The following is a 22623-nucleotide window of genomic DNA, read 5'->3' as shown; positions in this document are numbered from 1 at the left end:
GGCTTCAGCGCTTGGGCGGTGCCCCCGCTATCTGCACCGGCGCGCGCTCGCCGCCACCAAGGGAATACACGTAGGCGGCCAGCATCTTGACCTGCGTCGGGCCAAGCTTCGCCTCCCAGCGAGGCATCACGCCGTAGTGAGCGTTGGTCACCGTGTTGGTGAGCGACGCTTCGTCTCCGCCATAAAGCCAGATGCTGTCGGTGAGATTAGGCGCGCCAACAGCCCGGTTCCCGGTGCCGGTGGCGCCATGGCACGCCGCGCAATTGGCGGCGAAGATGGCGGCTCCGCGCCGGGCTTCGGCATTGGCCGGCTGCTGATGGCTGATGGTGCGCACATAAGCGACCACGTCGGAAATCTCGTTTGGCTGCAGCAGCCCGTCGCGCCCGAAACTCGGCATCTGCGAGGTGCGGGTCTGCGGATGGTCGGGATTCCGGACGCCATTGGCGATGGTGTACTGGATCGCCTTGAGGTCACCGCCCCACAGCCAGTCGTCATCGTTGAGGTTGGGATAGCCCTTGCTGCCGGCCGCGCCAGTGCCATGGCACTGGGTGCAATTGTTGCGGAAGGCGGCATGTCCACCTTCGACCGCCGCCTGCCACAGCTGTGGCTTGCCGGGCAGCTGCTCGATCGGCGTGGCGGCAATCGCCTTCAGCAGCGGTGCCTTGCGCGCCGCGTCAGCGGCGAGCTCCTGATCGAGTTGCCCCCTGCTCGACCAGTGGAGGACACCCGCAGTCGCCCGGCTGACCAGCGGCCAGGCCGGGAAGGCCACCGTATAGGCGATCGCCCAAACAATGCTCGCGTAGAAGGTCCACAGCCACCACCGGGGAAGCGGCGTGTTCAGTTCCTGGATTCCGTCCCACTCGTGACCGACGGTCTCGGTGCCGGTCGCCTGATCGATCGACTTGTTGTCAGCCATGATCGCTGTCCTTGAAGATGAGCTCGGCCGACGCCCGGTTGCGGTCGCGGTTGCGGGGCAGGAAAGCCCAGCCGACGAAGCTGGCCCACGCTACGCCCATCAGGACTAGGCCCCAGCTGTCGGCGAATTGGCGAAATGCTTCGTAGCTCATTTGGCCTGCTCCATCGGGGCGGCGGCCTTCAGGTCGACCTGAGTGCCAAGCATCTGCAGATAGGCCACCAAGGCATCCATTTCGGTCAGGCGATTGGGATTGCCGTCGAAGTCACGTGCCTGCGCCTTGGGATAGCGCTTGAGCAGCGCGGCATGGTCGGCGTCGGGATCAGCTTGGCTGAGCAGGTCCTCGTCGGCCTTGGCGATCGCATCGGCGCTGTAGGGAACGCCGGTCCGGCTGAGTGCGGTGAGGTGCCGATCCATTCCGCCGGTCTTGAGGTCGCGATCGGCCAGGAAGGCGTACGGCGGCATTATCGATTCGGGCACCACGGACCGCGGATCCTTGAGATGCTGGACGTGCCATTCATCCGAATAGCGGCCGCCAACGCGGGCAAGGTCCGGTCCGGTGCGCTTGGATCCCCACTGGAAGGGGTGATCGTACATGCTCTCGGCCGCCAGGCTGTAATGGCCATAGCGCTCCGTCTCGTCCTTGAACGGACGGATCATCTGGCTGTGGCAGCCGTAGCAGCCTTCGCGGATGTAGATGTTGCGGCCGGCGAGCTCGAGCGGCGAGTAGGGCCGCACGCCCTCCACCTTCTCGATGGTTGAATCAATGAAGAAGAGCGGCGCGATTTCGACAATGCCGCCGATGGTGACCACCAGCAGTGAAAGCACCGCCAGGATGGTCACGTTTCGCTCGATCGTGCCGTGGCTGAAGGTCGTGGAGGTCATGACGGTTCCTATTCGGCAGCGACGAGGGGAGCGCGCGGCTCAGTGGCGGGAGCGCGGGCCGCGGCAGGCGCGGGCAGCGGCTGGTCGGCATCCGGGTCATAGGCCGCGTCGGTCATCGGCTTTTCGACCCGGATGTTGCCGCGGATGGTCTGAATGACGTTCCACAGCATGAGGATGAATCCGCTTAGGTAGAGCAGACCGCCCGTCGCCCGGATCAGGTAGAGCGGGTGCATCGCCGCGACCACTTCGCTGAACGAATAGACGAGGTATCCGTCGGCTCCATATTCGCGCCACATCAGGCCCTGCATGATTCCGGCGGCCCACATCGCGGAGGCGTAGAGGACGATCCCCAGCGTCGCGGTCCAGAAATGCCAGTTGATCATCCGCAGCGAGTAGAGACGCTCCCGCTTCCACAGCCGCGGAACCAGGTAGTAGATCGCCGCAAAGGTGATCATGCCATTCCAGCCGAGCGCGCCGGCGTGGACGTGTCCAATGGTCCAGTCGGTATAGTGCGACAGAGAGTTGACCGCCTTCACCGACAGCATCGGACCCTCGAAGGTGGCCATTCCGTAGAAGGCCAGCGCCATCACCATCATGCGGATGATCGGATCGGTGCGGACCTTGTCCCAGGCTCCGTTGAGGGTCATCAGACCGTTGATCATGCCGCCCCAGCTCGGCATCCACAGGACGATTGAGAACACCATGCCCAGCGTCTGGGCCCAGTCGGGCAGCGCCGTGTAGTGCAGGTGGTGCGGACCGGCCCAGATGTAGAGGAAGATGAGCGACCAGAAGTGGATGATCGACAGCCGGTAGCTGTAGACCGGCCGCTCGGCCTGCTTGGGCACGAAGTAATACATCATGGCCAGGAAGGGCACGGTCAGGAAGAACGCGACGGCGTTATGGCCGTACCACCATTGCGTCAGCGCATCCTGCACGCCCGAGAACAGCGAGTAACTCTTGGAGCCATCAAAACTGACGGGAATGCTGAGATTGTTGACGATGTGCAGCATCGCGATCGTCAGGATGAAGCTGAGGTAGAACCAGTTGGCGACGTAGATGTGGGGCTCGCGCCGCTTCACGATGGTGCCGATGTATACGGCGGCGTAAGCGACCCAGACCACCGTCAGCCACAGGTCAACGTACCATTCCGGCTCGGCATATTCGCGCGCCTCGGTGATGCCGAGGACATAGCCGGTCGCAGCCAGAACGATGAACAGCTGGTAGCCCCAGAAGACGAACCGGGCGAGGGTTGGGAAAGCGAGCCGCGCTCGGCAGGTGCGCTGCACGACATAGAAGCTGGTGGCGATCAGCGCATTGCCGCCGAAGGCGAAGATGACGGCCGACGTATGCAGCGGCCGCAAGCGCCCGAAGGTAGTGTATTCGAACCCGAGATTCAGCACCGGGAAGGCCATCTGCAGGGCGATGAACAACCCCGCGGCCAAGCCGGCGGTGCCCCAGAACAGGGTGGCGATCACGCCCCAACGGACGGGATCGTCATCGTATCGGGATTGCGGCGGAACAGGCTTGGGCAGACCGTTCGCCATGGCGAAGTAATCGGCCTTGCGCATGGTCGCCACCATCGCAAGCAGCGCCGCAACGGCAATGATGCCGAGGTGGACCGAGAAGCCGAAGTCGGCCGAGGCGGTAATCGCCGCCACCGCAATCAGCGCAATGAGCAGCCACCCGCCGCTCTTCATCAACACAACGTCCATCAGACAATCCGCCCCAGCTATTCTGCCGATCGGATATCGCCGGTGCGCCGCCGCGCGCCTTACGCAAACATCCTTAGCCGGGCCGTGACTGGACGAAGAAAGAGCTGAACGAAGTGATTCAGATCAAAGGAGCGCTGATCAGTCCCTCTTAGGTGCGGTGCAGCAACAAGGGGAATGATTCATGAAGTCAGTTTGTATTCTCGCTGTCGCCGCTGCCGTGACCTGCGCCGTGCCGGCCCAGGCCGAGCAGGGGAACGTGCATGTTCGTGCCCGAGCGATCCTCGTCAGCCCAACGGAAAAGGCGAGCCCGGTGCTGCCGACCTTCTCCACCGGCAGCGTATCGGTCACGGCCTCCTGGGCGCCGGAGGTGGACGTCACCTACTTCGTCAAGCCGCACATCGGCGTCGAGCTGATCGCCGCAACCACCAAGCACAAGGTGCATGGCGAAGGCAGCCTCACGGGCGTCGGCAAGGTGGCGGACACCTGGGTTCTGCCGCCCACGCTGACCCTGCAGTACCACTTCGCGCCCGAGGCCAAGGTGCGGCCCTACGTCGGCGTTGGCGTGAACTACACGCACTTCTACTCGGAGAAGGCGAGCAGTTCGCTTCAGACTGCGATTGGCAGCACGGCCGTGCACCTCAAGGACAGCTTCGGCTACGACCTTCAGGCCGGCGTGGACGTCCAGCTCCAGCGCAACCTGTTCCTCAACCTCGACGTCAAATACATCGACATCGACACCACGGCCAGGCTGACGACCGGAACCCTGGTGAACCGCGTCAAGGTCAGCCTCGACCCGATCGTGGCCGGCGTCGGCATCGGGGTCCGCTTCTAAGCACTTCGGCGGGTGCAGCCAGCACCCCCCTCGACCGCCAAAACGAAAAAGGCCCGCTTCCCCATCGGAGAAGCGGGCCTTTCCCGTCTTTGATCAGCCGTTCAGCCGATCGCCGGCCTTAGCCACGCTCGGGAGCGGGCGGCGGCGGCGGCGGCGGCGGCGGCGGAACCGGGCAGCTGTCGGTCGCCAGGATCACCGAACCGTCCGGGCAGGTCTGCGTGGCAGGAGCCGGTGGCGGCGGGGGCGGCGGCGGGGGCGGCGGGGGAGCCACCTCGGCCGGCGCGCTCGGGCCGAAGCGGACGCCGACGCCAACCAGTGCAACCAGACGCGACGAGTCGGTCCGGTAGTTGGAATAGCGGCCCTCAGCCTTCACGTAGAAGTTGTCGCTGAGCAGCTGCTCGACGCCACCGCCAACGGTCCAGCCGCGGGTACGGTAGTGGTTGTAGTAATCGCCAAAGGCGGTGTTCACCGGAATGCCCGGAGTCGCAACCGTGTCGGCGTCGAAGCGCTTGCGCTGCTCGTTCACCACGATGCCGCCCTTGGCATAGACCAGGGTCGACGGGGTGACGAGAACGCCGGCGCGAATGGCGCCGCCCCACTCTTCGAAGGACTTGCGATACGCAATGCCCGGACCGTCACGGGTCACGTTCTCGTTGGGAGCCCACCAGAAGGTGCCCTCCGCGCCGAGCACGAAGTTCGACCCTACGAGGAAGTCGGCACCGGCCGAGCCGCCAACACCGATCTTGGTGTGGTGATTGCCTTCCGAGTAGAAGCGATCGCCGCCAACCTGCACATCCGCGCGGACGGCCGGGAAGCGGTATTCCTGCGCGCTGGCGGCGGTAGCCCCCAGCATCGACAGCGCAACCAGTGCGCTAGTGGCTAAGTACTTCATTCTGCTCCCTATTCTTCGTTGCGGTACAGTGACTTGCCTAATACGTAGAGATCAGGTCCCCCGCGGGTCATTCACCGTGCACTGCACAATACTCATCTTCTCTAACAAAATAAAGACTGCAGTGCCTTTGATAGACCCGGAACCGTGCCCCTTATAAAGCAGACCACGAAGCGGAGGGGAAACTCCTCACCGCAAAAGGTGGTTCCTTTTGCCGACGAAACGAGATTAGCGGTGCAGAATGGCAACAGTTTCGGCACTCGGAAACTATTCATTATTGGAATGCCATGAATAGCGAGTTGATCCACAAGGTTTCCGATATCCTTCTGGAAGTTTCCGAGGGCGTAATACTGCCCTCGTTTCAAGAGGGCGTCGCGACTGCCTCGTGGGAGAAGACCCCCGGCGAATATGTCACCCGTGTCGATCAACTCGCCGAGGGCCGCATTTCCGCGCGGCTAGGCGAGTTGCTTCCCGGAAGCGTCGTGGTCGGCGAGGAGGCCTGCGCCGCCCGCCCGCAACTGCTGTCTCATCTGCATGACGAAGTTGCCTGGTTGCTCGATCCCCTCGATGGCACCCGGAACTTTGCCTCCGGGCATGAGCCATTCGCCATGATGCTGGCATTGCTCCGCCAAGGGCGCGCCGTCGCCGCCTGGATTCTGGACCCCCTCACCAATCGGTTGATCGTGGCCGAAGACGGAGCCGGCGCCTGGCGGGGTGAAGACCGCCTGCGCTGTCGACAGCAGTCCCCTACCCTCCGCGCCGCGGACGCCATCGTCAGCGACGCTTTCGTGCAACCCGCCGAACAGGGGGGGCTTGCCGGCTTCAAGGCGGCCCTCGGCAACGTTCGGCCGACCCGCCGCTGCGCCGGCGCCGAATATCCGCTGCTGGCACTCGGCGACCTTGATCTCATTCTCTACTGGCGGACACTGCCGTGGGACCATGCCGCGGGGACGCTTGTCGTCACCGAGGCCGGCGCCATGGTGCGCCAGCTGGACGGGTCCGCTTATGACCCCGCCAGGAGCAAGCCGGGCCTCGTCTCCGCTGCGAACGAAGACCTGATGAAGCAGCTGCTCTCCTCAAGGCCGTGCCAAGGCGATGGCTGACGTTCATCAACGGGTCGGCCTTGTTGTGCCAGAGCGACGGTCTTAAGGGCCTCACTTCCGTGCACCCCCTCCCCTCGCATCCGGGTTCTCGATCAGCAATGCTTGCCCCTTCAATCCCTGGCCGACCCAAGCTCCCCGCGGCCTTGGTCCTCGTCACGCTGCTGTCGGGCTGCCAGGCCGTCGGCATCACCACTGCGGTCGGTCCGACCCGCAGGGAAGTGATCGCATCCGCGAACAACGCATCCATCCCCGGGTTGCAGATCATTCCCGTCACCACGCAAGTGGCGGCGCAGCTTTCCTCCGTCGAGCCGCAGCAGCGTTTCTCGGATGTGTTCGGCGATGCGAGGCCGATCGGAACGGTGGTCGGCGTTGGCGATGTGGTCGAGGTCACCATCTGGGAAGCGCCACCGGCCGTGCTGTTCGGCGGCGCTCCGGTCAGCACCCGCATCGGCAACGACGTGCAGGGCAGCCGCCCTGGCACGCTTCCCGAACTGATGGTGGGACCGAATGGGACCATCACTGTGCCGTTCGCCGGCCAGGTTCCGGCGGCGGGCCGGACCCTCGACCAGATCCAGCGGACGATCGTCGCACGCCTGCGCGGCAAGGCGAATGCGCCTCAGGCCATCGTGCGGATCACCCGCAACGCCACCGCGAACGTCTCGGTGGTCGGTGAGGTCGCGCAATCCGGCCGGGTTCCGCTGACCCCGAAGGGCGAGCGTCTGCTCGACGTGATCGCTGCGGCAGGCGGCACTCGCCAGCCGATCGAGCGTATCACCGTCCAGCTGGCGCGGAACGACCGCACCGCGACCATGCCGCTGCAGGCCGTGGTGCAGGACAGCCGGCAGAACATCATCCTGCAGAGGGATGACGTGCTGACCCTCCTTTATCAGCCGTACAGCTTCACGGTGCTGGGCGCGGCCGGCAAGAATGAGGAGATTCGCTTCGAGCAGACCGGGCTCACACTGTCGCAGGCGCTGGGACGCACGGCCGGCCTGCAGGATCAGCGGGCGGACTCGCGCGGGGTGTTCATCTTCCGGTTCGAACCGGTGGAGCGCCTCCGCGGCCTGACCGCCGCTCCCCTGCCCGCCACGGGCCGGGTTCCGGTGATATACCGCGTTGATCTCAGGAACCCGGAGACCTACTTCGCCGCGCAGCGCTTTGCGATGAAGGACGGCGATGTCATCTATGTCGCGAATTCGCCGGCGGCGGAGTTCCAGCGCTTCGTCAACGTCATCGCCAGCACCGTCCTGCCCGGCATCTCCGTTCTGAACACGGTCCGGCCCTGATCATTGCTGCTGCTTGACGTCAGCCGGCTGATCTGGCGCCGCTGGTCGGGCAGGCTGCCGACGGGCATCGACCGGGTCTGCCTGGCTTATGTCGAGCATTTCGGCGGCAATGCGTTGGCGGTGGTCCAGCAGGGTGGCTGGCGCCGGATCCTTGACGCGCGAACCTCGCAAGCCTTGTTTGCACGGCTGAGGCAACCGGGTCCTGACTTTCGCGCCGCTTTCACCCGCATGGTGCTGCGCCGCGCGTCGAATTGGGTGATCGGCCGTTCCATGCGCGGCGCGCTCTACCTCAACGTCGGGCACACCGGCCTCGACACGCCACACCTGGTGCCCTGGATCCATCGCGAAGGCCTGAAGGCGGTCTACTTCATCCACGACCTCATTCCGATCACGCATCCGGAATATTGCCGTCCGGGAGAAGAGGAACGCCACCGCCTGCGGATGGGCAGCGTGCTCGACAGCGGCGCGGGCGTGATCGGCAACAGCCAGGACACGCTCCGGTCCCTGTCCCATTATGCGCGGGAGGCCGGCTTCAAGATGCCGCCAGCCATCGCCGCCCCGCTGGGCAGCGATCTTCGCGCACTCACCCGCCGAGACGAGAGCCCGTCGCAACGCCCAAGCTTCGTCGTGGTGGGCACGATCGAGGGCCGCAAGAACCACCTGCTCCTGCTCCAGATCTGGGACCGGCTTGCGCGCGAGCTTGGGGAGCGCACGCCGCGCCTCATCATCGTCGGTCAGCGCGGTTGGGAAAGTGAGCAGGCGGCCGATCTGCTGGACCGGGCGCGCAATCTCAAACCACACGTGCTTGAACTCGGCCGGTGCACCGACCGTGAGCTGGCCGACCATCTGGCCAGCGCCCGCGCCCTTTTATTTCCCAGCTTCGTGGAAGGTTATGGTCTGCCGCTGATCGAGGCCTTGCACCAGGGAACGCCGGTCATTGCGAGCGACCTGCCGGTGTTCCGCGAGATCGGCGGCGACATTCCGGACTACCTTGATCCCATCGACGGTCCCGCCTGGCTGCGGACCATCATGGACTATGCGGCGTCACCCAGCCCGCGACGGGACGCGCAGATCGCCCGGCTCGGCAGCTACTGTGCGCCCAGCTGGTCCGAGCATTTCCGGATCGTGGAACCGTTTCTCGACGGCATCTGAGGCTTTCACCGGCGCACAGAGCCGGTCCGCCATGTTGTCGACGAGAGTCGTCACCGCCGATTCACTCGCCAGACCGCCCCGCACGAGGCAATCGTTCACGAGCACCTTCCGGAAGGCCTCGTACAATCCCGCGACCGGCGGCGGCGGATCGCGCCAGAAGCTGTCGAGATGTCCGCCGAAGGTCAGGCCGGGAATATTGTAGATGGCGTCACCAAGCACGCAGACCGGCCGGCCAGCGGAAAGCGCCAGGGTCGCCGAGGTGCTGTTCACGACCACCATGCCCTCGGCATTCGCGGCGAGCTCCTCGATGTCACCGCCGTCGATGTAGTGGACGCGGTCGGAGATCCTCAGTTTGCGCGCGCGGCGGCGAAGAAAGCCGCGCCAGTTGAAGAACGAGCCATCGAGCGGATGCGCCTTGATCAGCAGGTGCATGTCGGGCGCGGCGTGCATCGCGAAGCTCTGCAGCACGTAGGAGGTCGCCGAGGGCATATCGGTGAACGGCGAATGGGCCCTGATCTGGAAGTCGCCGGACAGCTGCAGAGCGTGGAGAAAGAATCGTTTTCCCTCGATCGCGGCAAGCCCGCGCTTCAACTCACGCTCGCGCAGCTTGCGGGTGAGATACCGCCAGCTCCACCCCAGGCCTTCGAACAGCGGCGTATGCTGGCGATGGTTTTCGTAGAAGGGGTAGATCAGCGCTCCCGCCTGCACGGCGGTGTAATAGCGTGCCGTATCGCGCACCCGCCGCCGAAAGCTCGCGGTCACCGGTGGCTCGTCCACCTGCTCGCGCGGCAGACGGCGGGCCTGCTCGAACACCCGCGCCGGATCGCGCGAGATCGGGCTGTGCGCATTCACTCCCTCCAGCTCGAGTGTCATCCAGTGCGGACGAAGGTAACCCTCCTCCAGCACATGGGTGCGCACCCCGCGCATGGCGGCAAGGCGGCGGGCGGTCACATGGTAGGGGCGGCAATCACCGAACAGCAGGATGTCCGTGATCTGCTGTTCCCGCAGGAAGTGATCGAAGAATACTGCCCATTCAGAGCGCCGGCCGCGAAAATTGACGGCAGGTCCCGCCCAGTCGAGCTGGTCGCCGGCTGACAGGTTGATCCGATGAACCGCAACTCCGCGCGCGCGCATGGTGGTGGCGAGACGGCTGAACAGCGGACCGGGCGGCCCCTGAAGGAAGACAAAGGCACGCGGCCGCTCGAGGTTCTTGTCCATGATCATGCGACAAGCTTCCTCCAGCCACGCAACAAGCGTCCCTGCACCCGGCGCAGGCCGACGAGCAGGCCGGTGCGCTTAGTGCCGTCACTGCACAGGCGATCGACCACAACTTCGGCAGGGCACGGCAGACCGGTCACCGGATCCAGATAGCGCGGATAGACCAGCAAGGCCAAGGCAACCAGTTCGTCGAGCGTGCGTCGCCGCGTACGCCGGGAAGGTACTGGCCCAAGGTCCCGCGTCAGCCCCCACCCGGCGTAGAAGGGAACGCCGTAGGTCGTCACCGGCTTGCCGCGCAGCAGCGCTTCGAAGCCCGCAAGTGAGGTGTTGACGTGAACCTCGTCCGCAAGCTCGATGAGGGAGGCAATGGGAAGGTCCGCAACGATCCGGTCGGCGAGGCTATCGGCAAGGTGCGGGGGTATGGCTCCTTTGCGATGCCCGGCTTCGACGTCGGGATGCGGTTTGTAGAGGATGAACGCGTCCGGGTGATCAGCCCGCACCCTCTCGAGCAGCGTGAGATTGGTGACGCCCATGCCTCCGGTCATCACCGAGCGGTCATCCTCGACCTGGCCGGTGACGAGCAGGTGGCGCCGCTCGCCGCCAAAGCGCGGCAGCGTTGTCCGGCCGCGCTCATATTTGCCCAGCCCCGCGGCCACGATGACGTCACGAAGACGACTCGCCCGCTCGAGCATGTCGCTGCCCACGTCCGCCCACTCCAGCAGCTGCTCGAGTTCGCTCGGCTGCGCGGGATCGAAGTAAGCGCCGAGCCGGTCGACGGTAATCGATAGCGGCGGCACGCAATCCGCGCCAAGGCCGGCGGAGCGGAGGAAGCCGTCCTCCACCTCGACGATGGGCACGTTCCGATCACCGAGCTCGGCTAGATCCTCGGCCCTCGCCTTCGCACCCCACACCGCCACGGCGCCGACGGGGAGCGGCTCGGGCAGGCTGCGCCAGAAAGGCAGTTCCCGAATTCCGTCCCACAGCAAGGGGGCGAGTGCCTTCTGCTTCCAGAAGGCGATTCCGAGCCCGCCGATGATCCCGCGGTTGGAAGCGATCAGGTCGCGCCAGAAAGCGCACAGGGCCACCGCGTCGAGGCCGCTCATCGCCTCACCCGTGAACGGGTTCTCGACCCGGAGAAACGGCGCGGCTTCCTGACGAGCCACCTCACGCGTGCCGCCTTCGGATGTTGGCTCCCAATAGCAGCCAGCCAGCCGTTCCGAGCGGATGGCGACAAGCAGCGCGTCGAGGTCGTCGGTGGGCTCGCTGGGAAGCGAGCGAAAGGCGCTCAGCTGGGCGCCCGGAAACGGCGGGATGCGGAGCAGCCCAGCGCTCGCGACTGTCTCAGGGACGGTCATGACCCGCTTGCTCATGGCTGCAGGAAGCGATCGCGAGCAGCCGCTTCAGGAGATCGCCCATCTGGCCGAGCGGAACGGCGTTCGGGCCGTCCGAGAGCGCCTGATCCGGATTCGGGTGGGTTTCCATGAACAGGCCTTCGACCCCGATCGCCACCGCGGCGCGGGCGAGCGGTTCGACATATTCTCTCCGGCCGCCGGACCGATCGCCGAGCGCTCCCGGCTGCTGAACGCTGTGGGTCGCGTCGAACACTATCGGGCAACCGGTCTCGCGAAGCACGACCAAGGAACGCATGTCCACGATGAGGTCACGGTAGCCGAACGAACTGCCCCGCTCGCAGACGAAGAATTGTCCCGCCAGGCCCGCGTCGCTGGCGGCCTGATTTGCCTTGCCGATCACCGCGCCCATGTCTTCGGGCGCCATGAACTGCGCCTTCTTGATGTTGGCCGGGCGCCCACTTGCTCCCACGGCGGCGATAAGATCGGTCTGGCGCGCAAGGAAGGCCGGGGTCTGAAGAACGTCGGCCACCTCCGCCACGCGGGCGACCTGCTCGGCCGAATGGACGTCGGTCAGCACCGGCAAACCAGTCTCGGCGCGCACCTTGGCGAGCACCTCCAGCCCCTGCTCCATCCCGAGCCCGCGGAAGGACGAACCCGACGTTCGATTGGCCTTGTCGAAGCTCGCCTTGAAGATGATCTGCAGGCCAAGCTCGTCCGACAGGCGGCGCAGATGCTCGGCCACCCGCAGGCACAGCGCCTCGCTCTCGATCACGCAGGGCCCGGAGATGAGGAACGGCCGGGATCGCGTGACCGGCCGGCCGAACAGCATCATGTCTTCAATCCAATTCGAGACGAGCAAGCTCCGCCTCGATCGGCGCAGCATCCTCGGGGTTATTAAGCTCGGCCGTTAGCTGGTCGGGCGGCGCGCAATCAACCACGGTGACGGGAACGCCCTGGTCCAGGAAGCGCAGTTGCTCCAGCCCCTCCGCCAGTTCCGCGGCCGATGGCGCGGCGGCGAAGTAGCGACGCAACGCCTCCCGTCGATAGGCATAGACGCCCAGGTGAAGGTAGACGGCGCTGCCCGCCCGCTCCGCGCCAAAGGGGAGCAAATGCTTGGAGAAATACAGCGCCTCCCCCTTGGCATTGCTGACCACGGTGGTTCCGCCGACGCGCCCCGAACGCTGTTCCTCAAGCAGGTGGGCAAGCGTCGGCCCCTCGGCGCGGATGGCAGGCGTGGTGACCACCACCTGTGGTTCCATCGCGATCCGCGCATACAGCGCGTGCAGGATGGCGGGAGGCGTCAGCAGCGCGTCGCCCTGAAGATTGATGACGAGGTCCGCCGCCTTGCCCAATCGCTCGGCCGCGACGGCGCAGCGCTCGGTACCATTACGGCATTCTTCCGGGGTGAGCATTGCCACACCGCCGAACCGCTCCACCTCCGCCACGATCCGGCGATCGTCGGTCGCGACAAGGACCGGCAGGTCCGCGAAGGCTCGCCGGGCTGCCCGCCAGGTCCATTCCACCAATGGCCGCTCGACGCCTCCTCGGCCACGCAGCAACGCCAGCGGCTTGCCGGGAAAGCGGGTCGACCCATAACGGGCGGGGATGATGATGGTGGTCGAGGATGCAGCGCCGGCCGGCTGCGCCTCAGCCATGCCTGGGCCGCGCCAGATCGTGAATGTGCACGAGGCCAATCGGCCTCAGCGGATCGTCATGTGCGGTCACGAAGATCGCCGTGATCCGGTGCTGCTGAAGCAGTTCAAGCGCGATCTCGCAGCGGGTTCCCTCGCTGACGGTCTTGGGCTCGGTGCTCATCACCTCGGACGCGACATGGCTGAACAAGTTCTCGCTGTGGCGGCGAAGGTCGCCGTCGGTAATGACCCCGACGAGGCGCCCGTCGGCGACCACGCCGGCAATGCCGAAGCCCTTGGCGCTGATCTCCACCACCACCTTGCTCATCGGCATGTCGGGCGAGACCAGCGGCAGCGCGTCGCCGAGATGCATGAGGTTCTCCACCGGCGCCAGCCGTTCGCCAATCGCGCCGCCCGGGTGAAGCAGCTTGAGGCGCTCGCGTGACAGGCCGCGGGTCCGCATCACGGCAATCGCCAGCGCGTCCCCCAAGGCGAGCATGACGGTGGTCGAGGTGGTCGGCGCGATATTCACCGGACAGGCCTCGCGGACGGCCGGGATGAGCAGCCGGACATTGGCCGATCGCATCATCGGCGACGCGTTCTGCGACCCAATGGCGATGATCGGGCAATCGATGCGCTTGGCATGATCGATCACCGCCCGAAGCTCGGGCGTGGCCCCGCTGTTGGAGATCAGCAGCAACAGGTCGCCCTGGGCGATCATGCCGAGATCGCCATGCGCCGCCTCGGCCGGATGGACGAACAGTGCGGGAGTTCCGGTGGAGGCAAGGGTCGCCGCCACTTTGCGGCCGATGTGACCGGACTTGCCCATCCCACTGACGATGACCCGCTGACGGGTGGCGACCAGAAGCTCGACCGCGCGCGCGAAGTCCTCATCCAACGCGTCGGCCAGCAAGCCCAGCGCGGACGCTTCCATCTCGATCACATCGCGCCCGATGGCGATCATCCGCTCAGCGCTGGAGGCGATTGCCTCGCTGCTGGTCTGGGCCTTGTTCATGTCCATGCTCAACTCTTCACCCGGCCTCTTCGCGCCGTCGTTCGGCGCGTTTAGCGGCCAAGTGTGGAATATACGTCAACCGTCTCGCGGATGCACCGCCCCCAATCGTAGCTGGTCGCTCTTGCGGAGCCTTGCGTCACTTTTCTGCATCGGTCGGCCTCGTCCGTAAGGGCGTGCGCAAGCGCTCCGGCAAAGCTCTCGACATCGTCGGGATCGACGAAGAAGGCGGCGTCGCCGCACACCTCGGGCAGGCAGGACCGATTGGCGACCACCACCGGCACCCCACTGGCCATCGCCTCCAGCGGCGGGAGGCCGAACCCCTCGTAGATGCTCGGGTAGATGAACAGGCGTGCGCCGGCGTAAAGGGCAGGCAGGTCCTCCTCGGGCACATAGCCCAGCAGCTTCAGCCATCCTTCCGCGGCGCCCCTGTCGATCGCGGCAAGCAATTCGGCGTCGCGCCAACCCTTCGCGCCCGCCAGCACCAGTGGAAATTGCCGGCGCAAGTCCGTGGGCAGCAGGCGCCAGGCGGCAACAAGTTCCGCGATCTTCTTGCGCGGCTCGATGGTTGAAACGCTGAGCGCGTATCCGCCAGCATCGAGGCCATATCTCGCCAGCGGCTCGGCGACTTCGAGGATGGTCGCCGGACGGAAGTTCGCGCTGACTCCGAGCGGAACCGCAGTGACCCTGGCCGGTGCGAGCCCGAACTCCGCGATGACTTCCTGCCTGACCGTCTCCGTATCGGTGATGACGTGTTCCGCGCGGTCAAGCGAGCGTGGCAGATCACGCGCAAATTGCCTCAGGCGCTCGGCCGGGTGGGTTTCGGGAAAGCGCAACACCGAGAGGTCGTGCACGGTCACGATCCCCCGCTCGACGAAATCCGGAAGGAAGTAGTTGGGGCCGTGGAACAGCCGGTTTTTCAAGCGGCGTCGATCGGACCAGCGCAGCAGCGGTCGAACGAGCTTGGGCCGCCGCCCAAGTTTGCCCTCGGTCAGCAGCAGTTCCGGCTCCTCGACCAGCCGCTGCCGCGCCCAGGTTGCGACCGAATCGACCCTCGGATCGTCCGGCAGGCCGCGCAGCAGTTCGAGCGTGTACCGGCCTATCCCCGTCAGCTGCGGCTGGAGGGCGTCGCCCCAGAGCGCGACATCCATCGCGTCAATCTTCCAGCATCCAGCGAAGCGTCTCGGCCAGCGGAATGGATTTCAGCGGCCCGATGGCGGCTTCGAGGCGCGCCGCCGAGCCGCTGAGGGTGCGGACCTCGTTGGCACGCACGAATGCCGGGTTGACCACCATCTCCATCGGTTGGCCGGTGATGGCCACGACCGCATCGACGACCTCGCGCAGGCTTACGGCCTTGCCGGAGCAGACATTGAAAGTGCTCCCTGCAAGGTCCGGCCGGTCGAGCAGCCGTGCGTAGGCATCGACCACCGTTCGCACATCCGAGAAGTCACGTGCCACATCCAGGTTGCCAAGCTCGATCCGGGTCGCACCCGCACGGGCATGGGCGACGATCTTGGGGATGAGGAAATTCTCGGCCTGGCCGCGACCCGTGTAGTTGAACGGACGGACGAGCGTGATCGGGAGCCGGTCGGAGTAGGTTCGGGACAGCGCCTCCACCGCCAGCTTGGAGACGCCATAATCATTGGCCGGCGCAGGAGGCAGGCTTTCGTCGAGCACGCCTTCATGCGCATTTCCGTAAATGTTGGCGCTGCTCGCCATCAGCACCAGTTGCGGCCGGGTAGGCGCGCCGGCCAGCGCCTCCAGCAGGTTGCGCGAGCCAAGCAGGTTGGTCTCGTACATCGCGCGCACGTCTCCATGCGCAACAAACGCCACCGCCGCCAGATGGACAACGTGGGTCGGCCTCACGAGGGAGACGACCTCTGCCAGCCGCTCGCGATCGGCCAGGTCGGCCACATGGAGGGCCGCCGAGCTCGCAGCGTCATCCTCCTCGGCCCGGTGCACAAGCCCATGCACGTGAGATCCGGCCGCAATCAGCAGCGGCTGCAGGTAGCGCCCGGTGAAGCCGGTCAGGCCGGTGACCAGAACGCGCCGGGCCGGGTCGGCCGCGCTACTCATCAGAAGGAAGCGCCGGCCTTGTTGCGGCGGAGGTCGGCCTCCACCATCATTCGGCAAAGCTCCTCGAGGCTGGTCTGGGGCCGCCAGCCGAGCTTCTCGGTAGCCTTGGCCGGGTCGCCGATCAGCAGTTCGACTTCGGCCGGCCGGTAGTAGCGCGGATCGATCCGCATCACCGTCTTGCCGGTGGCCGCATCGACCGCGATCTCCTCCTCACCGGATCCGCGAAACTCCACGTCATAATCGGCGGCCTTGAACGCCATCGCCACGAAATCGCGTACCGTCTCGGTGCGGTTGGTCGCGAGGACGAAGGTGTCCGGCTCATCGGCCTGGAGCATCCGCCACATGCCCTCGACATATTCCCTGGCGAAACCCCAGTCGCGCTTGGCGTCCAGGTTACCGAGGCGGAGGCAGTCGAGCTTGCCGAGGCGGATCTTGGCGACGGAGTCAGTGATCTTGCGGGTCACGAACTCGCGGCCACGAAGCGGACTTTCGTGATTGAAAAGGATGCCGCTGCTGCCGTGAATGCCATAGCTTTCGCGGTAGTTGACCGTAATCCAATGGGCGTAGAGCTTGGCGACGCCATAGGGGCTGCGCGGGTAGAAAGGCGTGTCCTCGCGCTGTGGCACGGCCTGGACCTTGCCGAACATCTCCGACGTCGATGCCTGGTAGAAGCGGACCGACGGGTCGACGATTCGGATCGCCTCCAGCAGGTTGAGCGGGCCGATCCCGGTGATTTCGGCGGTGGTCACCGGCTGGTCGAACGACACGCCGACGAAGCTCTGCGCCGCCAGATTGTAGATCTCCTTCGCGCCGGTCTGCTGAAGCAGGCGAATGGCGCCGGACAGGTCCGTCAGGTCGAACTCGACCAGGTGGAGATTGGGATGCTGATCGATCCCCAGCTCTTCCATGCGCCAGAAGTTGACCGAGCTGGTGCGCCGGTAGGTGCCGTAGACGGTGTAGCCCTTGGAAAGCAGAAGTTCGGCCAGGTAGGCGCCGTCCTGGCCGGTTACGCCGGTGATGATCGCGGTAGTCATGGCGGGGCTATTGGAAGGTGGGATGCCGATTGGCAACGCCCTTCAGCGGCTGTCCTGAGCCGTGACGAGCTGATGAAGCCGATCCATGATGACCCGGTAGGTCTCATCATAGCTGAACCGGCCGGCGCGGCGCTGCAGCTGGAGGGTGCGTTCCCGGCCAGCATCGGTGCCGAGTTCCCCGATCAGCTGCGTCATCGCGCCGTTGAACGATTCCACAGAATAGGGATCGAAATAGATGCCGTCGGGTCCGAGCACCTCCGGCACCGATGTCGTGCAGCTGGCGGCCACGGGAATGCCCAGCGCCATGGCCTCCAGCACGGGCAGGCCGAAGCCTTCGAACAGCGACGGGTAGATGAGGCCGCGGGCACCCATCATCAGCGCGGTCTTCTGCGCCTCGTTGACATAGCCGACGTGCAGGAGCCGGCCAGCGCTGACGGCGTTCGCAAGGCCGGCTTCGCCAACCAGCTCGGCAAAGGATTCGCCCCAGGCGTCACGGCCGACGAACAGGAAGCGGAAACGCTGCAGCATTTCCGGATTGCGGGCGAGCCAGGCCAGAACCAGCCGGACATTCTTGCGCGGTTCGATCGAGCCGACGCAGATGAAATAGGGCTCGACTGGCTCGCTTCCGAACCGGGCGACGAACTCCCAGGTCGAGGGAATGTCGAGGTGGTAGCCAAGCAGCGCGACCGTCGTGCGCTCCTCCGGGAAGGCGAAATAAAAGCCCAGGTCATTCGCGACCGACTGCGAGATGGTGAAGATGCAGTCGCTCGACTGCACCTGCTCGTTCAATGCCTTGAGGTGATAATCGATCGTATCCTGGTGGTGGCACTCGGGCACGCTCAGGAACGAGAAATCGTAGTACAGCTGGGCTTCGAAATCGAACTTACCACGCTCGGGCTTGATGTGCAGGAACAGGGCCGCGGTCGGCCCGTCATGTTCCGCCGCCATGTCGACGGACATGGTGAGGCTGCCAGCATCCTCGAAGAGGTGCCGCAGGGCCTGCCCCGATCGTTCGCGAACGCACTGCTCGATGATCGCGTGGTCGATCATCCGGTGAAAGACGCTGAAGCGGACGTCGAAGTGGGGTGCACCCGGAAGCAGGCGCTTGGTGATTTCATACACGACGTTGGCAATGCCGGTGAACTGCAGCTCCCACAGCGGAGAGACGTCGACGACGAGAAGGGTTGGCCGGCTCACGCGAGGGTGCCTTCGAATGCCGTCACGCGCTGCTCGAACAGCTCCAGCCCAAACGCGGTGTTGACGAAGGTGGCGCCCTTGGCGCCGAGCGCCTTGCGCTGCTCGGTCCCTAGGTCCGCCGCGTGATCGAAGGCCGCGGTGATGGCGGCGCTGGTCGGCGGATAGAAGGTCGTCTTGAGGTCGGGTCCGAGGGCATGAATATCGCCCATCGTAGGCTGGCGTATTGCCTTGAGGACGATTGCCCGCTCCTCGGAGACATAGTCGTTCATCGCGGTGCGGCTCGACGAGATCGCCGGGACCCCTCGTGCCATGGACTCGATTAGCGGCAGGTTGAGCCCCTCGGCCGCCGACGACGACACGAAGAAGGCGGCAAGGTCGTACAGGCTGTTCATCTGCGGCGTCGACAGATACTCGCCGCAGAAGACCACCGCTGGACTGGTGGCCTCAAGCTCGAAATCATCGGCCAGGATGTGATTGATGTTGGGCAGGCTGGTTACGACATTGTCGAGGATCAGCTTGATCAGCAGGGTCCCGGTCCTTGCCGCCTTGCTCGCCAGGAAGCCGTCGAGCAGCGCTCGAAGGTTCTTGCGCTTGTCGAACGGAGCCAGCACCGCAAGGTAGATATCCCGGTCGCCGGACCCGATCCCCAGCTCGCCCAAGGTCGTCATCGGCGACGGTGCGTAAAGCTTGCTGTCGAGGGTTACGGCGGCGACCTGGTCAATCGGCTCGCACCTGTGCTCACGACCGTAAGTCACCGGCGGCGGCAGGTGGAAGCTGTTGATGCCGTACGCGGCCAGGCTTTGTTGCGTGAAGCTGCTGGCGCACCAGACCGCGTCCATCGTCTTGAGCATTCGCACCTGGTTGGTGCGCGGGTCGCCCTCGATCGCGCGCTCGCTGAGTTCGGCGAATTCCCACAACTGGATGGCAACGTTGGTTCGGCCGAACAGCGGCCGCAACAGCTCCACCGGCTTGCTCGCAAGGTGGATCGCTTCCGCCGGAATGCCGCGGGTCTGCATGGCGATCGGGTGCTGGTAGATGTCGGGCGCATCGATCGGCGCGACCCGGCGAATTTCGGCCAGGCCACGCCGATACATGTCGGCCACGATCGACCAGGAATAATGTGCGGCGCCGAACCCGGTGCGGCCGCGATCGGCGAACGTCGGGATCCGCTGCTGACCGATGGCACTGCTGAGCAGGTATTCTCTATTCACGAAGCGGGTTCTCGAACGTGCCGATGATCTGCTCGATGGTGATGGCCGGGACCTCAGGCGTTGCCGCGGCACGCAGCTCGGCTTCGCGCTGCTCAGCCGCGACCTGGGCGATCAGCGCGCGTTGTTCGGCGACGCTGGCCTCCAGCGACCGGATCGACGCTTCATTCGCCCTCAACTGACCGCTTAGGCGTCCGATCTCATCGTGCAGCGCATTCACCGGCTGAGAGCCGCCGCGTTGAGGTTCAAGGCGCGAGTCCGGAAACAACCCTCCGACGAGCGGAAGCCTGGCGCGGCGGGCCCGGCGCAGCTCTGCATCAAGGCCCGCGATGCCGGGATCATGCTTGCGGCCTTCGGGCGAGCGACGAAGCTGCCACAGGATATCGAGCTTGGTGGCGCCCGCTCGAAGAGCTGCGCCATAATGCCGTTCACCCTCAGGGTCCGCTTCTCGACCGAGCAGCGTGACATAAGCGCAGCGAATGAAATCCGCGCCATGCAATCCGAGCAACTCCGGCAAGCTCGCCGCCCGCGAATACGGATGGCCTGCACCGGGAATGTCGGATTGAAATGCCTGCGGTTGCTCCTGCTCCGCTACGCCCGGCAATTGCTCCATGGCTCCATGGAGCGCCCTGCGCTCCGCCTCCGCTTGAGCCCTCACCGTCTCGAGCGCCTCGTTGGCGCGCTCCCGTTCCGCCTGCACGCGTTGCTCGGCCAGCGCCAGCTGCTCCAGCGCCTGGCGCTGGAACTCGACCCGTTCGGCCGAATGAAGCTCCTCCAGAGCCTGGCGAGCGCGCTCCGCCCTGGCCTCCACTTCCAGCCGCTGTTCATTGGCGAGCGCAACTTCGCGCGAACGGCGATCCTCCACCTCGGCAAGACGCACCGACGCTTGTTCAAGCTGTTGGCACAGCCGCTGAATCTCGGCAGCGGGGGCGGCCGCGCGTTCCTCCAGCCGGGCCAGTTCGATCCGGAGTGCGATTTCCTCGCCGTGCATCCGGTTCAGGGCATCGCGGGCGCGTTCGTCGGCGGCCAGCCGTTCGTCATGCGACTCCAGCAGCTGCTTTCGTACCTGCTCGACCTCGTGCACGCGCTCCGCATGGAGGTGGCGCAGGGTCGCCGCCTCGGTCTCGATCGCCGTAGCCAGTGCCGCGCTGGCGGCAGCCTTGCCCTCCGCCTCATTCAACCGTGCGAGCATTTCGCGGGCCACGAAATGATGTTCGCCGACAACGAAGCCGTCGAAGATGTTCGGCTGAATGGCGAACGCCTGCTTCAGCTCACCTTGGGACTGGTGCAGGAAGTAGCGGGAGAGGCCGTCGAAATAGACATCCTCATAGCCACGGTCCTCAAGTTGCCCCCGCCAAAGATGGTCAGTGCGCTCTTGGCTATTGGGCTCGGTCGCCTCGACCACCACCACCCACGGGCGCGCGGGATGATCGTCCCAGCTGGCGAGGGCGTCCGCCTCCATCCCCTCGACGTCGATCTTCATCCAATGGTACAACTCGGCCCGGTCGAGCAATTGGCTAAGCCGGATCGTGGGTACCAAGACTTCGCTGCGCTCGAAGCCGCCAGCATCGTGCGCCTCGGCGATCTCGCTGACCCCGGTGGAAAGCCCGGTACCCGCGAACTCGTAGAAGGTAATGGGACCCTCAGCCGTACTGACCGCGGCCTCGATCACGATTTCGTCAGGCCGCTTCTCCCTGATCTTCTGCGCATAAGCGGCGGTCGGCTCGACGTGCACGCCGCGCCAGGCATGCTCGTAGAAGCCAAGGCTGACGGAATCGATCTCCGGATCCTGAGCACCGATGTCGAGATATCGGCCACGTCCGATGTGGCCGAGTGCCCGCCACAGCAGCACATCCTCGAAGTTCTGGGCATAAGAAGTGAAGTTCATCGAACCGCCGTTACCCGCATCGACGGCTGCTCGTCACCGGCGACATTCGGGGCGGAATCGATCCCCATCTCCGACAGCAAACGGTCGGCGCACTCAGACCAGGTTGGAAGCTGCTGAACAGGCGGCGCGGAACGCGCAGCCGCGGCCATGATCAGTTCGATCGAGGCGGCAAGCGCAGGTGGCCGGTCGTCGCGGAAGTAGTGAACATTGCCCAGGTTCTGCTCCCGGAAAACCGGGAGGTCGCGGGCGAGCACCCATTTGCGGTGGCGGGTCGCCTCTACCAGCGGAAGGCCGAAGCCTTCGCTGCGGGTTGCCAGCAGCAGCGCCGACGCGTCCTTATAGGCGCGATCGAGCGCTTCATCGCTGGCGCCCTCCACCCACTGGAGCCGGCGGCCAAATTCGCGATGACCCCGGATCTGCTGCTGCAGTTCGTCAGTCTTCCACCCGGCCTTGCCAAGGATCAGCAATGAGGGCGCCTTGTCCCCCCGCTCCGCCCAAAGATATTCCATCGCCCGCAGTGCTTCGGCATGACCCTTGCGGGGCTCCACCGTTCCGACCATCAGCAGCGTCGGAACCCCGCTCAGATCCTTGAGCAGCTGTTCGACGTTTCCGCACACCCCTGTCGATGGCCGCGAATGGGCCAGATCACCACTGAGGAAGAGGCGGCCGATCTCCGGATTGTCACGCGTGCCGAGCCGGTCGCGCACTTGCCCGGCGACGGCGTCGGAGATGCATAAAAGCCGGTCGCCGTGCGCGGTGATGGCCGTGAACCACCGACGGAAGTGACGAACGGTTGGACGATTGAACCAGTCGGGCCTGCTCAAGGGCAGCAAATCGTAGACGACGAAGTTGATGGACACGCCGGCGCGGCGCCACTCCGCCAGCTGTTCGGCGCAGTGCGGAACATAATGGGCAGCAAGGTCGAGGCCGAGGAACTGGTCGCCAGGTTGCGCCACCACCGTCTGGCGGGTGAGCGTGGGCCGCTCCGCCTCGGCGCCCCAGCGGGCGTGCAGATAGCCGTGCCCGGCTCCCGCATAGACAGGACAGAAGTCGACGCCGGGATGACCGCGGCGGCTAAGCTCCAGCCAGAGCGCGCGAACCACGCGCTGGATACCCGTCCGAGCATCCTCCCGGGCAATGACCGACACGTCGACGAACAGTCGCGTTCGCCGCGCGGCAGGGGCGGTAAATCGTCCGCGTCTCCGGGCAAACCAGCCGCGCCTGCGGAACGCGGC

Annotated in this window: 21 protein-coding genes; 4 read left to right on the top strand and 17 right to left on the bottom strand. The window is 65.4% G+C overall.

Translation table 11 applies throughout. The features are described 5' to 3' along the window. Positions 1-4: 4 nt before the first annotated feature. Genes ccoP through ccoN form a run of 4 tightly spaced genes read right to left on the bottom strand, consistent with a single transcriptional unit; the run spans position 5 to position 3510 of the window. Positions 5-916 (bottom strand): cytochrome-c oxidase, cbb3-type subunit III, encoded by a 912-nt coding sequence (gene ccoP / locus M8312_RS12340; RefSeq protein ID WP_250117985.1) that lies wholly within the window; start codon positions 914-916, stop codon positions 5-7. Beyond that, positions 909-1067, bottom strand: a complete 159-nt coding sequence (locus M8312_RS12335) for a cbb3-type cytochrome c oxidase subunit 3 (RefSeq protein ID WP_250117984.1) — start codon at positions 1065-1067, stop codon at positions 909-911. The genes ccoP and M8312_RS12335 overlap by 8 nt, the downstream gene beginning before the upstream one ends. Next, a complete protein-coding gene (gene ccoO / locus M8312_RS12330) occupies positions 1064-1798 on the bottom strand; it encodes a cytochrome-c oxidase, cbb3-type subunit II (RefSeq protein ID WP_250117983.1) in 735 nt (244 codons plus the stop codon). Before ccoO ends, M8312_RS12335 begins: the two co-directional genes overlap by 4 nt. An 8-nt stretch (positions 1799-1806) precedes the next feature. Then, entirely contained in the window at positions 1807-3510 is a 1704-nt protein-coding gene (gene ccoN / locus M8312_RS12325) for a cytochrome-c oxidase, cbb3-type subunit I (protein ID WP_250117982.1), read from the bottom strand. Positions 3511-3691: 181 nt separating this feature from the next. Here ccoN and M8312_RS12320 point away from each other — a divergent pair, with 181 nt between their 5' ends. Beyond that, positions 3692-4342 carry an OmpW/AlkL family protein gene (locus M8312_RS12320; RefSeq protein ID WP_250117981.1) on the top strand — a complete coding sequence of 217 codons (651 nt, stop codon included), beginning with the start codon at positions 3692-3694 and terminating at the stop codon, positions 4340-4342. 118 nt (positions 4343-4460) lie between these two features. Here M8312_RS12320 and M8312_RS14460 read toward each other — a convergent pair whose 3' ends face one another. Then, the gene (locus M8312_RS14460) at positions 4461-5234 is read right to left on the bottom strand and encodes an outer membrane protein (protein WP_284070180.1); all 774 of its coding nucleotides are present in this window, start codon (positions 5232-5234) and stop codon (positions 4461-4463) included. Positions 5235-5518: 284 nt separating this feature from the next. Between M8312_RS14460 and M8312_RS12305 the strand changes: the two genes are divergently transcribed. The 3 genes from M8312_RS12305 (at position 5519) to M8312_RS12295 (ending at position 8772) form a co-directional block, all read left to right on the top strand. After that, positions 5519-6334 carry an inositol monophosphatase family protein gene (locus tag M8312_RS12305; protein WP_250117980.1) on the top strand — a complete coding sequence of 272 codons (816 nt, stop codon included), beginning with the start codon at positions 5519-5521 and terminating at the stop codon, positions 6332-6334. A gap of 143 nt (positions 6335-6477) precedes the next feature. After that, positions 6478-7620: a polysaccharide biosynthesis/export family protein gene (locus M8312_RS12300; RefSeq protein ID WP_250117979.1), complete on the top strand. Its 1143-nt coding sequence runs from the start codon at positions 6478-6480 to the stop codon at positions 7618-7620. Positions 7621-7623: 3 nt separating this feature from the next. After that, entirely contained in the window at positions 7624-8772 is a 1149-nt protein-coding gene (locus M8312_RS12295) for a glycosyltransferase family 4 protein (protein ID WP_250117978.1), read from the top strand. Here M8312_RS12295 and M8312_RS12290 read toward each other — a convergent pair. The 12 genes from M8312_RS12290 to M8312_RS12235 are packed head-to-tail and all read right to left on the bottom strand — an operon-like array spanning position 8665 to position 22491. Further along, entirely contained in the window at positions 8665-9996 is a 1332-nt protein-coding gene (locus M8312_RS12290) for a capsule polysaccharide biogenesis protein (RefSeq protein WP_250117977.1), read from the bottom strand. The genes M8312_RS12295 and M8312_RS12290 overlap by 108 nt on opposite strands. Next, positions 9993-11345, bottom strand: a complete 1353-nt coding sequence (locus tag M8312_RS12285) for a capsular polysaccharide export protein, LipB/KpsS family (RefSeq protein WP_250117976.1) — start codon at positions 11343-11345, stop codon at positions 9993-9995. The genes M8312_RS12290 and M8312_RS12285 overlap by 4 nt, the downstream gene beginning before the upstream one ends. Beyond that, positions 11332-12174 (bottom strand): 3-deoxy-8-phosphooctulonate synthase, encoded by an 843-nt coding sequence (kdsA, locus tag M8312_RS12280; RefSeq protein ID WP_250117975.1) that lies wholly within the window; start codon positions 12172-12174, stop codon positions 11332-11334. The genes M8312_RS12285 and kdsA overlap by 14 nt, the downstream gene beginning before the upstream one ends. 4 nt (positions 12175-12178) lie before the next feature. After that, positions 12179-12997, bottom strand: a complete 819-nt coding sequence (locus M8312_RS12275; protein WP_250117974.1) for a 3-deoxy-manno-octulosonate cytidylyltransferase — start codon at positions 12995-12997, stop codon at positions 12179-12181. Then, positions 12990-13994: a KpsF/GutQ family sugar-phosphate isomerase gene (locus M8312_RS12270; protein ID WP_349773286.1), complete on the bottom strand. Its 1005-nt coding sequence runs from the start codon at positions 13992-13994 to the stop codon at positions 12990-12992. Before M8312_RS12270 ends, M8312_RS12275 begins: the two co-directional genes overlap by 8 nt. Positions 13995-14038: 44 nt before the next feature. After that, positions 14039-15136, bottom strand: coding sequence for a glycosyltransferase family 4 protein (locus M8312_RS12265; RefSeq protein ID WP_250117973.1), 1098 nt, complete (start codon positions 15134-15136; stop codon positions 14039-14041). Positions 15137-15140: 4 nt separating this feature from the next. Beyond that, positions 15141-16061 (bottom strand): NAD-dependent epimerase/dehydratase family protein, encoded by a 921-nt coding sequence (locus M8312_RS12260; RefSeq protein WP_250117972.1) that lies wholly within the window; start codon positions 16059-16061, stop codon positions 15141-15143. Next, entirely contained in the window at positions 16061-17095 is a 1035-nt protein-coding gene (gene gmd / locus M8312_RS12255) for a GDP-mannose 4,6-dehydratase (protein ID WP_250117971.1), read from the bottom strand. The genes M8312_RS12260 and gmd overlap by 1 nt, the downstream gene beginning before the upstream one ends. Before the next feature lie 42 nt (positions 17096-17137). Continuing rightward, on the bottom strand, positions 17138-18292 hold the full coding sequence (locus tag M8312_RS12250; RefSeq protein WP_250117970.1) for a glycosyltransferase family 4 protein: 1155 nt from the start codon (positions 18290-18292) through the stop codon (positions 17138-17140). Beyond that, positions 18289-19503 (bottom strand): glycosyltransferase, encoded by a 1215-nt coding sequence (locus tag M8312_RS12245; RefSeq protein ID WP_250117969.1) that lies wholly within the window; start codon positions 19501-19503, stop codon positions 18289-18291. Before M8312_RS12245 ends, M8312_RS12250 begins: the two co-directional genes overlap by 4 nt. Continuing rightward, on the bottom strand, positions 19496-21388 hold the full coding sequence (locus M8312_RS12240) for an FkbM family methyltransferase (protein WP_250117968.1): 1893 nt from the start codon (positions 21386-21388) through the stop codon (positions 19496-19498). Before M8312_RS12240 ends, M8312_RS12245 begins: the two co-directional genes overlap by 8 nt. Then, the gene (locus M8312_RS12235; RefSeq protein WP_250117967.1) at positions 21385-22491 is read right to left on the bottom strand and encodes a glycosyltransferase family 4 protein; all 1107 of its coding nucleotides are present in this window, start codon (positions 22489-22491) and stop codon (positions 21385-21387) included. The genes M8312_RS12240 and M8312_RS12235 overlap by 4 nt, the downstream gene beginning before the upstream one ends. Between the last annotated feature and the right edge of the window lie 132 nt (positions 22492-22623).

The organism is Sphingomonas sp. KRR8, assembly GCF_023559245.1.
Classification (GTDB): domain Bacteria; phylum Pseudomonadota; class Alphaproteobacteria; order Sphingomonadales; family Sphingomonadaceae; genus Sphingomicrobium.
This window is presented reverse-complemented; position numbering and strand designations above follow the sequence as displayed.